This window comes from Pseudomonas sp. S2_H01 (assembly GCF_054668305.1).
This window is the reverse complement of the sequence record NZ_CP162756.1, coordinates 6,394,618-6,408,085: the sequence shown is the minus strand read 5'-3', so window position 1 is coordinate 6,408,085 and position 13,468 is coordinate 6,394,618. Positions and strand designations below refer to the sequence as shown.

At 62.2% G+C, this 13,468-nt stretch carries 12 protein-coding genes; 11 read left to right on the top strand and 1 reads right to left on the bottom strand.

Annotated features, from left to right (window positions below; genetic code table 11):
• Positions 1-418 precede the first annotated feature (418 nt).
• From kdpF to AB4N84_RS28860, 7 genes are all read left to right on the top strand, one after another.
• Positions 419-514, top strand: coding sequence for a K(+)-transporting ATPase subunit F (gene kdpF / locus AB4N84_RS28890; protein WP_037009437.1), 96 nt, complete (start codon positions 419-421; stop codon positions 512-514).
• A gap of 5 nt (positions 515-519) precedes the next feature.
• Positions 520-2,214, top strand: a complete 1,695-nt coding sequence (gene kdpA, locus AB4N84_RS28885; protein WP_460044387.1) for a potassium-transporting ATPase subunit KdpA — start codon at positions 520-522, stop codon at positions 2,212-2,214.
• A 10-nt stretch (positions 2,215-2,224) separates the two neighbouring features.
• Positions 2,225-4,297 (top strand): potassium-transporting ATPase subunit KdpB, encoded by a 2,073-nt coding sequence (kdpB, locus tag AB4N84_RS28880; RefSeq protein ID WP_074753385.1) that lies wholly within the window; start codon positions 2,225-2,227, stop codon positions 4,295-4,297.
• 69 nt (positions 4,298-4,366) lie between these two features.
• A complete protein-coding gene (gene kdpC, locus AB4N84_RS28875; protein WP_074753496.1) occupies positions 4,367-4,927 on the top strand; it encodes a potassium-transporting ATPase subunit KdpC in 561 nt (186 codons plus the stop codon).
• A 24-nt stretch (positions 4,928-4,951) separates the two neighbouring features.
• Positions 4,952-5,140, top strand: a complete 189-nt coding sequence (locus AB4N84_RS28870; protein ID WP_143024394.1) for a hypothetical protein — start codon at positions 4,952-4,954, stop codon at positions 5,138-5,140.
• Entirely contained in the window at positions 5,137-7,794 is a 2,658-nt protein-coding gene (locus tag AB4N84_RS28865) for a DUF4118 domain-containing protein (RefSeq protein ID WP_460044386.1), read from the top strand. Before AB4N84_RS28870 ends, AB4N84_RS28865 begins: the two co-directional genes overlap by 4 nt.
• 61 nt (positions 7,795-7,855) lie before the next feature.
• Positions 7,856-8,545, top strand: coding sequence for a response regulator (locus tag AB4N84_RS28860; protein ID WP_074753383.1), 690 nt, complete (start codon positions 7,856-7,858; stop codon positions 8,543-8,545).
• Between the two features lie 624 nt (positions 8,546-9,169).
• Here the strand turns inward: AB4N84_RS28860 and AB4N84_RS28855 are convergent.
• Positions 9,170-10,234: a patatin-like phospholipase family protein gene (locus AB4N84_RS28855; protein WP_460044385.1), complete on the bottom strand. Its 1,065-nt coding sequence runs from the start codon at positions 10,232-10,234 to the stop codon at positions 9,170-9,172.
• A gap of 223 nt (positions 10,235-10,457) precedes the next feature.
• Between AB4N84_RS28855 and AB4N84_RS28850 the strand changes: the two genes are divergently transcribed.
• The 4 genes from AB4N84_RS28850 to AB4N84_RS28835 all read left to right on the top strand — a co-directional run bounded on the left by AB4N84_RS28850 (position 10,458) and on the right by AB4N84_RS28835 (position 13,460).
• Positions 10,458-10,850 carry a tautomerase family protein gene (locus AB4N84_RS28850; protein ID WP_460044383.1) on the top strand — a complete coding sequence of 131 codons (393 nt, stop codon included), beginning with the start codon at positions 10,458-10,460 and terminating at the stop codon, positions 10,848-10,850.
• A 163-nt stretch (positions 10,851-11,013) separates the two neighbouring features.
• Positions 11,014-11,292 carry a hypothetical protein gene (locus AB4N84_RS28845; protein ID WP_062381160.1) on the top strand — a complete coding sequence of 93 codons (279 nt, stop codon included), beginning with the start codon at positions 11,014-11,016 and terminating at the stop codon, positions 11,290-11,292.
• A gap of 297 nt (positions 11,293-11,589) precedes the next feature.
• The gene (locus AB4N84_RS28840) at positions 11,590-12,507 is read left to right on the top strand and encodes an AAA family ATPase (protein ID WP_460044382.1); all 918 of its coding nucleotides are present in this window, start codon (positions 11,590-11,592) and stop codon (positions 12,505-12,507) included.
• Positions 12,507-13,460, top strand: coding sequence for a DUF58 domain-containing protein (locus tag AB4N84_RS28835; RefSeq protein WP_460044380.1), 954 nt, complete (start codon positions 12,507-12,509; stop codon positions 13,458-13,460). Before AB4N84_RS28840 ends, AB4N84_RS28835 begins: the two co-directional genes overlap by 1 nt.
• The last annotated feature ends 8 nt before the right edge of the window (positions 13,461-13,468 follow it).

Genomic DNA, 13,468 nt, shown 5'->3' with positions numbered 1-13,468 from the left:
GGCGACGTGGAGTGGGTCGAGCGGCATGGATGCCGCGAGAGCGCTGCCAGGACATGGATGTCCGTTCAGCGCGGGCCCACGGAGCGTCGCCGGAGTGAGGGTACGACGAAGGAGTCGCCAAACCAGGCGCTAGGCCCTTGGTTACTTGGGGTCATCAAGTAACCCGCCGAAGGCGGAACGCTTCTGCCGTTAGGCAGAACAAATATCCGCACCACCGCAAAAACGGATATACACCCAAATCCCAAATCCCAAATCCCGGTGACCCAGTAAACCAATCCTTTACACCCGCCCGCCCAACAAAATCAGCAGTCTTTACGCTTTCTTTATGCCCTGAACCCCCTCTCGGTCTCGTTCCTTTACACCCTGCGTGACGACAATTCCTACACACGGCAATCGCCGTATGACGGAGAGTTTTTTCATGAGCGTTCTGGATGGGGTGTCACTGCTGTTGGCAGCAGGGTTGTTCGTGTACTTGCTGGTCGCGCTGCTGCGTGCCGGCCGGGTCGAGGAGTGACGGCCATGCACGCTTACGACTACCTGCTGATTCTGGCCTTCTTCGCGCTGGTGCTGCTACCCGCGCCACTGCTGGGCCGTTTTTATTACAACGTCATGGAAGGCAACCGCACGTTTCTGACCCCGGTCATGGGCCCGGTCGAGCGCGTGTGTTATCGCCTGTCGGGCGTTGACCCGAAGGTCGAACACAACTGGAAAACCTACACACTGGCCCTGCTGGCGTTCAACCTGGCGGGTTTTGTCGTGCTGTTCTCGGTTCTGCTGTTCCAGGGCGCGTTGCCGCTCAACCCACAAGGTTTGCCGGGCATGGAGTGGTCGCTGGCGTTCAACACGGCGATGAGCTTCGTCACCAACACCAACTGGCAGAGTTACAGCGGCGAAGCCTCGCTGAGTTACCTGAGCCAGATGGCCGGGCTGACCGTTCAGAACTTCGTCAGCGCTGCGACCGGGATTGCCGTGCTGGTTGCGTTTTGCCGTGGGATTGGTCGTCGTTCGACCCAGCACCTGGGTAACTTCTGGACCGACATGACCCGCGCCACCCTCTACGGGTTGCTGCCGTTGTGCATCATTCTGGCGCTGTTTCTGGTCTGGCAGGGCGTGCCGCAGACGTTCGCTCACTATATCGACGCTGTCACGCTGCAAGGCGCCGACCAGACCATCCCGCTCGGACCGGCCGCCAGTCAGATCGCGATCAAGCAACTGGGCACCAACGGTGGCGGTTTCTTCGGCGTCAACTCGGCGCACCCGTTCGAAAACCCGACCGCGTGGACCAACCTGTTCGAACTGGTCTCGATCATCCTGATCCCGGTGGCGCTGGTCTTCACCTTCGGCCACTACGTCAAGGACATGCGCCAGAGCCGCGCCATCGTCGCCTGTATGTTCGTGTTGTTCCTGATCGGTGGCGCGACCGCGCTGTGGGCTGAATACCAACCCAACCCCGCGCTGAACATCGCGTCGGTCGAGCAGACCGCGCCGATGGAAGGCAAGGAAACCCGGTTCGGCACCACCGCGACCGTGCTCTGGGCGACCGCTACCACCGCGGCGTCCAACGGTTCGGTCAACGGCATGCACGACAGCCTCAACCCGTTGAGCGGCATGGTCGCACTGGCCAACATGATGGTCGGTGAAGTGATCTTCGGTGGTGTGGGCGCCGGTCTCTACGGCATGTTGTTGAACGTGCTGATTGCGGTGTTCCTGGCCGGACTGATGATCGGGCGCACGCCGGAGTACCTCGGCAAGAAACTGCAGGCGCGGGAAGTGAAATTGCTGGTCGCGACGCTGATCGTGATGCCCGTGGGCGTGCTGGTGTTCGGTGCGCTGGCGGCGTCCTTGCCTGGCCCCGCCGGTGCCGTCAGCAACCCGGGTCCCCATGGTTTCAGCCAACTGCTGTACGCCTACACCTCGGCCACCGCGAATAACGGCTCGGCGTTCGGCGGTTTCAGTGCCAACACCGTGTTCCATAACCTGATGCTCGGCCTGTCGATGTTCATCGGACGCTTCGGTTACATCCTGCCGGTGCTGGCATTGGCGGGCAGTCTGGCGGCCAAGAAAACCTCGCCGCTGGGCCTGAACAGCTTCCCGACCCACGGCCCGCTGTTTGTCACCCTGTTGACCGTGACCATTCTGCTGGTGGGCGGCCTGACCTTCCTGCCGACCCTGGCGTTGGGCCCGATCGCCGAACATTTGAGCCTGGGCTTCTGAGGACCGAATCATGAACATGCAAGCACCTGTGTCCAAGAACCCTGCGACCGACAATGTCGCGCACGCCACCCCGGCCAAGACCGGTTTTGCAGACCTGTGGCGTCCGGCGCTGATCCAGGCGTTCGTCAAACTTGACCCGCGCCAGTTGCAACGCGCGCCGGTGATGTTGGTCGTCGAACTGACCGCCATCCTCACCACGATTCTGTGTGTGATTCCCGATCCGGCAGTACCGACGTTTGTCGCCGTGCAGATCGCGATCTGGCTGTGGTTCACCGTGTTGTTCGCCAACTTCGCCGAAGCCTTGGCCGAAGGTCGCGGCAAGGCCCGTGCCGACAGCCTCAAGGCGGGCACTGAAGGCCTGAAAGCGCGCTTGAAAGGTGCGACCGGAGACTTTCTGACCGTCAACGCGAGCACCTTGCGCAAGGGCGATGTGGTGCGCGTTGAAGCCGGGGAGCTGATCCCGGGCGACGGCGAGGTCATCGAAGGCATCGCGGCGGTCAACGAAGCGGCCATTACGGGCGAGTCTGCGCCAGTGATTCGTGAGTCCGGCGGTGATCGCTCGGCGGTCACCGGCAACACGCGTCTGGTGTCCGACTGGCTGCTGGTGCGGATCAGCGCCAACCCTGGCGAGTCGACCCTGGACCGCATGATCGCGTTGGTGGAAGGCGCCAAACGCCAGAAAACCCCCAACGAAGTGGCGCTGGACATCCTGCTGATCGGCCTGACCCTGATCTTCCTGCTGGTGGTGGTGACCCTGCAGCCATTCGCCCATTTCGCAGGCGGCAACCTGCCGCTGGTGTTCCTGGTTGCGCTGCTGGTGACGTTGATCCCGACCACCATTGGTGGCCTGCTCTCGGCCATCGGTATCGCCGGGATGGACCGCCTGGTGCGCTTGAACGTCATCGCCAAATCCGGCCGTGCCGTGGAAGCCGCAGGCGATGTGCATGTGCTGCTGCTCGACAAGACCGGCACCATCACCTTCGGCAACCGTCGTTGCTCGGCGGTGTATGCCGCTCCAGGCGTCAGCGCCAAGGAGCTGGGTGAGGGCGCATTGCTGGCGTCGCTGGCCGATGACACGGCGGAAGGCAAGTCCATCGTCGAATACCTGCGTGCGCTGCACCCGATGGTCGAGCCGGCACCGAGCCAGCTGACTGCCGTGCCCTTCAGCGCGGAAACCCGTTTGTCCGGCGTCGACTACGACGGTCGTGTGTATCGCAAAGGTGCTGTGGATTCGCTGCTCAAATTCCTGGGCCGTGATCGCAGCGATCTGCCGCTGACCCTGTCGCGGGAAATCGACAAGATCGCCAAGACCGGCGGCACGCCGTTGCTGGTATGTGGTGACAACAAACTGCTGGGTGCCATTCACCTCAAGGACGTGGTCAAGCCGGGTATTCGTGAGCGTTTCGAGGAGTTGCGCAAGTTGGGGATTCGCACGGTGATGGTGACCGGCGATAACCCGCTTACCGCCGCTGCGATCGCCGCCGAGGCCGGTGTGGACGACGTGCTTGCCGAAGCCACCCCGGAGAAGAAACTGGAGCGCATCCGTCAGGAGCAGAACGACGGTCGCCTGGTTGCGATGTGCGGCGACGGCGCCAACGATGCCCCGGCGCTGGCTCAGGCGGACGTCGGCATGGCAATGAACGACGGGACTCAGGCCGCGCGTGAAGCCGCCAACATGGTCGATCTCGACAGCGATCCGACCAAGCTGCTGGACGTGGTACAGATCGGCAAGGAATTGCTGGTCACCCGGGGCGCGCTGACGACCTTCTCGATTGCCAACGACGTGGCCAAGTATTTCGCGATCCTGCCTGCGCTGTTCGCGGCGATCTACCCGCAACTGGGTGTGCTGAACATCATGCACCTGGCCAGCCCGCAGAGCGCGATTCTGTCCGCCATCGTGTTCAACGCGCTGATCATCGTCGTGCTGATTCCGTTGGCACTGCGTGGCGTTCGGGTTCAGGCGGCCAGCGCTGCGCACCTGCTGCGTCGCAACCTGCTCATCTATGGTCTGGGCGGCATCGCGGTGCCGTTTGTGGGCATCAAGCTGATCGACTTGCTGCTCACCGGGCTGCACCTGGTTTAAGCGTCACGGTTTGCTTGCAGGGCGGGCGAACGGTCGCCCGCCACGCTTAACTTGATTGAGGATTGAATGATGTCCAGTGTATTGCGTCCGGCCGTGAGCCTGATCGTTCTGATGACCCTGATCACCGGTGTGGCTTATCCGCTGGTGGTGACGGGTGTGGCGCAGGTTGCGTTCCCGGAACAGGCCAACGGCAGTCTGGTGTACGACGATCACGAAAAGGTCCGGGGATCGGAGTTGATCGCCCAGAACTTCACCGGCGAAGGGTGGTTCCATCCGCGTCCGTCAGCCGGTGCCTATGCCACGGTCGCCAGCGGCGCGAGCAACCTGTCGCCGAGCAACCCTGCATTGGCGACGCGGATCAGCGATGATGCGGCCAAAGAGAAGGTCGATAATCAGGGGCCGGTGCCGTTGAACCTGCTGACCACGTCGGGCAGCGGTCTTGATCCGCATCTTTCGCCGGCGGCAGCGGAATATCAGGTGGCGCGGATCGCGGCAGCGCGTAATCTGCCACGCGATTCGGTGCAGCAGTTGATCGCGGCCAACACCTACAGCCCGCTGATTGGGCCGCCGGTGGTGAACGTCTTGGCTTTGAATCAGAGCCTGGAAGCATTACCGTCACAGTCAAGATAAACACCGGCCCTGTAGGAGCGTGGCTTGTCCCGCGATCTGCTGCGAAGCAGTAGTAAAACCAAGCGCCTGTGCAGTGTTAGACGCTTAACAACGATGCACGTGCTGCCGGTTCCCGGCAATTCGCGAGACAAGTTGAAGCGCCACCCCGGCAGCTCCTACAGTGATGAGCGGCAGTACAACAACGTCACCAACGCACCAGGACAACCATCGTGAACTCAAACAGCCGTGCTGACGCCTTGCTGGCCAATCTGCCCAGGGATGACCGTGGGCGGCTGAAGGTGTTTCTTGGCGCCGCGCCCGGCGTGGGCAAGACCTTCGCCATGCTTCAGGCGGCGCACACGCAAATGCGTCAAGGCGTTTCGCTGCTGGTCGGCGTTGTCGAGACCCATGGCCGCGCCGAAACCGAGGCCTTGCTTGGTGGCTTGCCGCAGCTGCCGATGCTGCGTTCCGAGTACCGGGGCGTGATGCTCGAAGAGATGGATCTGGACGGCTTGCTGCGCGCCAAACCGAAGCTGGTGCTGGTCGACGAACTCGCCCACAGCAACGCACCGGGCAGCCGGCACGCCAAGCGCTGGCAAGACATTCAGGAACTGCTCTCCGCCGGTATCGACGTCTACACCACGGTCAATGTTCAGCACCTGGAAAGCCTAAACGACCAGGTGCGCGGCATCACCGGCGTGCAGGTGCGCGAAACCTTGCCGGACTGGGTGCTGCAGGAAGCCTACGAGTTGGTCCTGATCGACCTGCCGCCCCGCGAACTGCTGGAGCGGCTGCGCGACGGCAAGGTCTACGTGCCGGAGCAGGCGAGGGCCGCCATCGATGCCTTCTTCACCCAGACCAACCTGACCGCGCTGCGCGAACTGGCAATGCAGACCGCGGCCGCTCAGGTGGATAACGATCTGGCGTTGGGGTATCGGCAATTGGGTCAGGCCGCGCCTGCGGTGCGCGGTCGGCTGCTGGTGGGGGTGGACGGTGACGCGCAGGCTGAACGGCTGGTGCGCCATGCCAGCCGCGTAGCCCAGCGCCGGCACCTGCCGTGGAGTCTGGTGCATGTCGACAATGGCCGGTTTTTCGATGAGCTGGCGCGCACGCGTTTGCAGAACGCTCAGCAACTGGCGGAGCGGCTGGGCGGGGAAGTGGTGGTCCTGCGCGCCCCGGAAGTTGCGAAAACCCTGATTCAACATGCCGCCGAGCGTCGCGCCAGCCTGGTGCTGGTGGGGCAGTCACGGCCTTTGTTGCGTCGTCGGCTGTTCGGCGGCGGGCTGGCGGCACGTTTGCTGCGAAACGCCCATGGCCTGGAAATCAACGTGCTGGACAGCGAGGCGCGTGCCGACCAGCCACGTTCATCCACGCCCCGCACGCTGCGCTGGTTCGATTACCTGCTGGCGGTGGTGGCGACGGTCTGTGCCAGCGCCCTGGCCTGGGCGGTTTCCAGCGTGCTGGCGTTGCCCAACATCTCGCTGGTGTTTCTGGCGGCGGTGTTGCTGGTGGCGGTGCGCAGCAGCGTCGGGCCCGCGATGGTCTGTTCGGTGCTGTCGTTTCTTGCGTATGACTTTCTGTTCATTCCGCCGAATTTTTCCCTGACCATCCAGCGCGAGGAGGACGTGCTGACCTTGCTGTTTTTCCTGTTGATGGCCGCGTTGACGGGCAATCTGGCGGCGCGTCAGCGTCGACAATTACAGGCGTTGCGCGATACCCAGCAGGAAACCAGCGAACTGCTTGACCTGTCCAGACGCCTGACGGCGGCGACGGATCGTCAGGCGGTGCTCAGTGCCGCCGAACAGCATCTGGCGGGTTGGCGCGAGCTTCAAGTGTGCGTGCTGGACAACGACGGTCAGCAAGGCTGGAAGCTTGAAACAGGCAGCTCGGTCGAGTTCTCCGAGTTTGAGCGCGCGGCGGCCGATTGGGCCTGGCAGCACGGGCAACCTGCGGGGAAGGGCACCGGCACCTTGCCGTCGGGCGATTGGTGGTGGCTGCCGCTGTGGGTTGACGACGCGCCGCTGGCGCTTCTGGGGGTCAAACCAAACGAAGGCGAGGCGTTCAGTCCCCAGCGCCGGCGATTGTTGACGGCGTTGAGCCAACCGTTGGGACAGGCATTGGCCCGCGCGCGACTGGCCGAAGACCTGGAAGCGGCGCGACTTCATGGGGAAACCGAGCAACTGCGCAGCGCCTTGCTGGCCTCTGTGTCTCACGACCTGCGCACACCGTTGACGGCCATGCGTGGCAGCATCGACAGCCTGTTGGCCTTGGGCGAAGCCATTCCGCTGGACGATCGCCGGGAACTGCTGGAAGGGACGCGCGATGAGGCCGAGCGCCTGGACCGTTACATCCAGAACCTGCTGGACATGACACGCCTGGGCCACGGCGCGCTGAAGCTGGCGCGCGACTGGGTGTCGCCGGGCGACATCGTCGGGAGCACCCTGAACCGGCTGCGTGCGGTGCTTGCGCCGTTGCAGGTCAGCACCGATCTGCCCGCAGACCTGCCGTTGCTGTATGTTCATGCCGCCTTGATCGAGCAGGCACTGATCAATGTGGTGGAAAACGCCGCGCGCTTTTCGCCGGCTCATGGCCGTCTGCAGATGCAGGTGAGTGCGACGGACGATGAACTGGTCTTTGCCGTCAGCGACGAAGGGCCGGGTATTCCAGAGGCCGAGCGGGCCAAGATTTTCGACATGTTCTACACCGCAGCGCGGGGCGACCGAGGCGGGCAGGGCACAGGGCTCGGGCTGGCAATCTGTCAGGGCATGGTCGGGGCGCACGGTGGACGTATCAGCGTCGGTGAGGGGATCGAAGGAAGGGGCACCTGCATCAGCCTGCATCTGCCGTTGCAGGCACAGCCGCAGGCTGAAATGGAGCAAGCGGTGTGAGCAGAGGCCGGGTTACGCTGGCGATGTTCTGCAATCGAAAATCATGGGTAACGGGAAAAGCATGAACCAGGCGGCAACCATTCTGGTGATCGATGACGAGCCGCAGATTCGCAAGTTTCTGCGCATCAGCCTGTCGTCACAAGGCTACAAGGTGCTGGAGGCCGGCACCGGGACCGAGGGCCTTAGCCAGGCGGCGCTGAACAAGCCTGACTTGCTGGTGCTCGACCTGGGTTTGCCGGACATGGACGGTCAGGACGTTCTGGCGCAATTTCGCGAGTGGTCGGCGGTGCCTGTACTGGTGCTGTCGGTGCGTGCCAGCGAAGGGGAAAAGGTGCGCGCACTGGATTCCGGGGCGAACGACTACGTGACCAAGCCGTTCGGTATTCAGGAGTTTCTCGCGCGGATTCGGGCCTTGCTGCGGCAGGCACCGGAGACGGGGCAGGTCGACTCGGCGCTGGTGATCGGCCCGCTGACCATCGATCTGGCCTACCGGCGCGTGTTGCTCGACAGCGTCGAGGTGGCGCTGACACGCAAGGAGTACGCCGTGCTGGCGCAGCTGGCGCGGCATCCGGGGCGTGTCATTACCCAGCAGCAGTTGCTCAAGGACATCTGGGGCCCGACCCATGTCGACGATACCCACTACCTGCGCATTGTGGTCGGGCATTTGCGTCAGAAACTCGCGGATGATCCCGCTGCTCCTCGGTTTATCGTGACTGAGGCGGGCGTGGGGTATCGGTTGGTGGAGAGCTGAGGCAGGTCCGGAGTAATTGATTTAACCCAGTTGGAATCGACCTGCTCACGAAAGCGGTAAGTCATCCACGACTGAGGTGGCTGATCTGGCGCCTTCGTCAGCAAGCTGACCTGTATGGTGTGCATTTTCACTATATGGGCTGACGCTGATGGTTGGGTTTGTCCTAACGGCCAAACTGTTCCGCCTTCGGCGGGTTACTTGAAAAGACCCCAAGTAACCAAGGGTTGGCTCCCGGTTCGGCCTCGACTGCGTCGAGGTACCTTCACTCCGGCGACGCTCCGTGGGCCCGCCGCCATCCGCCATCCATGGCGGGGGGCGGCTCTCGCGGCATCCATGCCGCTCGGCCCACTGCGCGCCGCCTGCGTTCAGCCTGCACCCAAGTCGCGTTTTGTGGTGTCTGGCCTGCTGCGGTATGAAGATCAAGATCAAGATCAAGATCTGAAGCGAAAGCGGAGCGCGTCTTGCGCTTTCTTGATGGTTCCCACGCTCCGCGTGGTAACCCAGTCAATGACGCTCTGCGTCATCCGGGAGGTGGCGCAGGCTGTCAGGCTTTGCGACCCTCAAGAAGCGGACTGACACCACGGGTTTGAGAGCCATGGAAGCTCCCGCCGCCCGCTGTACCTTTCAATGCTCCCGCTCATAGCGGTCTAGCGTATCTCGGGCGATCTCACGGCCGAGGGCGATGAGCTCCGGCGCTTTGTAGAACTCGAAGAACCGGCACACGCGCTTGGGGACGTTGATCAGGATGTCCGGCGGGTAGCCGGCGATTTTGTACTGCGCCAATGACGTCTGCATCACCTCGAAACTCTGGTTGATCAAGTCCAGCAAGGATGCCGGGCCCACGTTGTCGACGATGATCGATCCACTGGCAGACTTCGGCGCACCGGCCGACTGGGGTGCTGCGGCCGGTTGCTGGCCTTGCGGGTCGGCGGAGTCGGTGTTGCTGCCGGTCAGCCAGGGGTTGGTCGGCAAGGTGGCGGCGGTCGCCTTGAGGCTGTCCTGTTCCAGTCGCAATACATCATCGCCCGCCACGTCCATTTTGCGACGGAACGGCAAGTGCGAACCGATGGAGCTGATCAGGCTGTCAAAGCGCTTTTTCACGGCCGGCGGGCGCTCGATCACGGGCAACTGGTACTGCGTCTGGTTGGTCGAGTTGAGGTTGACGGCGACGATCAGGTCGCAGTGGCTGGACACCACCGGCACGATCGGCAACGGGTTGAGCAGACCGCCGTCCACCAGGGTGCGGTTCCCCTGAACCACCGGCGTGAACAGGCTGGGAATCGCCGCCGAGGCGCGCATGGCCGAATGCAAGTTGCCTTCCTGGAACCAGATTTCCTGCTGGTTGGTCAGGTCGGTGGCCACGGCGGTGTAGGGAATGCGCAGGTCCTCGATATTGATTTCACCGACGATTTCGCGAATCTGCCCGAAGACCTTTTCCCCACGAATGGCCCCAAGCCGGAAGCTCACGTCCACCAGTCGCAACACATCCAGATAATCCAGGCTCTCGATCCAGGCTTTGTATTCGGGCAGTTTCCCCGCCGCGTAGATTCCGCCCACCACCGCGCCCATCGAACACCCGGCGATGCAGGCAATGTCGTAACCGCGGCGTTCCAGCTCCTCGATGACCCCAATGTGCGCATATCCCCTGGCACCCCCGGAACCCAAGACCAGCGCAATTCTTTTTTTCATGTGCAGGCTCCCCGTTGCAAGGGTTCTACCCTACGCCCAAGGCAGCAGTGATTCATCTGGTCTTTAACGAGAATCTCTCACGCCGTCGCGCGCGAACGTGTGGATGTCGGCGATGCGTTCGAAAATGACGATATCTTTTTTGGATGGCGAATGTAATCTTAATGGGCGGGCAGTTGGCTCTCCTGTCCGGACCTACTCATTTCCAAGCAGAAGGAGTTACCCGATGCCCCTGGTCAGAATCGACGTTGCTGCTCAAACCTCCTCCGACACCGTTGCGACGATCAGCGATGTCATCTACGAAGCGATGCTCAGCACGGCCAATGTGCCTGAGCACGACAAGTTCCAGATCGTCCATCGCCATGCTTCGGAAGAACTGGTTTACCCGGCGGCGGGCTATCTGGGTGTGACGTACACCCCAAACATTGTGTTCATCCAGATCACCTGGAATGAGGGGCGAAGCATCGACGTCAAGAAAGCGTTCTACAAAGCCGTGGCGCAGGGCATTCACGACCGGACCGGGCTGCGACAGGAAGACATCTGGATCAACCTGGTCGAGGTCAAACGCGAAAACTGGTCGTTCGGCAACGGTGACATGCAGTACGCGCCCAAGGACTGATCGACATCCGCGCCAACGCGCAGACGGCGATGGCCGATCACAAGGCCTTCATGATCAACATCCACGATAGAAATCGATAGGCTCGCACGGCCGACTGTGGCACTTTTGCATCGCCGGGCCGTCAAAGCCGCATCATCGATTTCCATTGTTGAGGTAACACCGCATGAAAGCCTGGATCTGCCTGCCTTTGCTTGCCCTTGTTCTCACAGGCTGCGCGGGTAAAACCGCCTACCGCGACAGCTGCGCCACCAATCTGGATGCCGCCTGGCATGAGCTGGATCTGGCCAAAGCGGAAGGTTTTGCCGGTACGGTCAGCTACTCCAAAGCGTTGTCGTTGCTGACAGGCGCCAAGACCCAGCAGCAGTTCGAAGCGTTCGAGGGCTGTTCCGAGAAAGCCGAGAAAGCCCGTTTCTATATCCGTGAGTCCCGCGCCGGTCGGTAATCCGGGTCGGGTGCGACGTTATTCCCTGTGGGAGCGAATTCATTCGCGAGAGGCCGGTCCGGGCGCAGTCGCTTGATTGCCTGATCCATCTGATCGCAAATGAATTCGCTTCCACAGTGCTTTCCATCCGCTGGAATTCCGTGGTCAATCAGCAAGTCCTCACCCTCGCGTAACAAATCCTCTCCAATCGCTCCATCCGCTCTGGCGAAAAGGCCTACGCTGACTTTAAAGTGGCTGCATGTCTGGCATCTTCTGCCGTCCTACTAGCCATGAGCAGTCGCCTGGGGAGGCTTTCCAATGGGCAGAAAACTGGATGCTTGTCTAAACGCGATCAATGAAGTGGTGCTGGGCAAGGAGCCTCAGGTTCGTCTGGCCATGACGTGTCTGCTGGGCGGGGGGCATCTGTTGATCGAAGATTTGCCCGGCATGGGCAAGACCACGCTCAGTCAAACGCTGGCGCGGGTGTTGGGATTGAGTTTTCAGCGGATTCAGTTCACCTCCGACCTGCTGCCAGGGGATATCCTCGGTACGTCGATCTTCGACCGGGAAACAGGTCAGTTCACCTTTCATCCCGGACCGATCTTCGCCGAACTGGTGCTGGCCGACGAGATCAACCGGGCGACACCGAAAAGCCAGAGCGCGCTGCTCGAAGCGATGGAAGAGGGGCAGGTGACCATCGAGGGTGCAACCCGCTTGTTGCCCGATCCCTTTTTTGTCATCGCCACGCAAAACCCGTTCAGCCAGGGCGGTACGTTTGCCTTGCCCGAGTCGCAACTGGACCGTTTTCTGATGCGATTGTCACTGGGCTACCCCGCGCGCTCGGCGGAGAAAGCCTTGCTGCTGGGCGAATCGCGGCGCGAGTTATTGCCACGCATCGAGCCAATTCTCGACCACACTGAACTGGCGGCCCTGCAGGGAGAGGCGCGCCGGGTAAGGGCGAGCGACGCGCTGGTGGATTATGTGCTGCGGCTGGTCGATGCCACGCGCAGCCAGCCACAATTTGCCTATGGGTTGTCGCCCAGGGCGAGCCTGGCGATTCTCTCGGCGGCGCGGGCCTGGGCGCTGTTGGTCGGGCGTGATTACGTGATACCTGAAGACGTTCAGGCGATTTTGCCGGCCGTGATCGGTCATCGTCTGCGCGAGCGTTCCGATCCGACCGGGCACGGCGGCGGGGCGTTGGTTCAATGGTTGCTGCGTGAGGTGCCGGTGCTTTGATGCCACAGTTCAAACCGGTCTGGCAGCGCTGGGTGGGACGTCGTATTCCCCCGGCGTCGCGGATCGAGCTCGATCACCGCCGAATCTTCATACTGCCGACCCGGGTCGGCGGCACGTACGCGCTGGTGCTGTTTTTACTGTTGTTGGTGTCAATCAATTACCAGAACAGCCTGGCCTATGGCCTGACCTTCCTCATGGTCTCGGTGGGGATCCTCGCGATTCTGCACACCTATCGCAACTTCAGCGGCCTGATCCTCAGCGCCAGCAATGCCCGCTCGGTGTTCGTCGGGGAGCCGGTGCAATTGCGACTGCGTCTGGAGAGCAGTTCGAGCGGTCATCAGGCCATCGCGCTGGGTTGGGACAGCGAGCAGCTGGAACAGACCGACGTCGACCCAGCGCGTCAGGTCGAAGTTGCGTTGACCTTGCCCGCCGTCAATCGGGGTTGGTTGCGGGCGCCGCGTTTGCGGGTCGAAAGCGTGTTCCCGTTAGGCATTTTTCGCGCCTGGAGCTGGCTGGATCTGGAGCAGACGGTGCTGATCTATCCGCGCCCGGTGCCGGGCAGCATGCCATTGCTGCAAGGTGTACAGCCCCATGCCGAAGACGACGGTCAGGCCACGCGGGGGCAGGGCGTCGATGATTACCAGGGGCTGCGCCTGTGGCAGCCAGGCGATTCGATGCGCCGTATGCACTGGAAAGCCTGGTCGCGCGGGCAAGGGCTGATGGTCAAGGAGTTCACCGACCTCAGCGGCCACGACTTGTGCCTGGATTTCATGGCGTTGGGCGGCGACATCGAAGAGCGACTGTCGCGCCTGTGTTACTGGGTGCTGGAATTGTCTCAGCGCCAACAACCGTTTGCCTTGCGCCTGCCGGGTTTTTTGTCGGCGGTGGACAGCGGTGACGCGCACCGGGAAGCGTGTTTGCGGCAGTTGGCTCTGTACGGCGTACGGGCATGAAGGTGGGA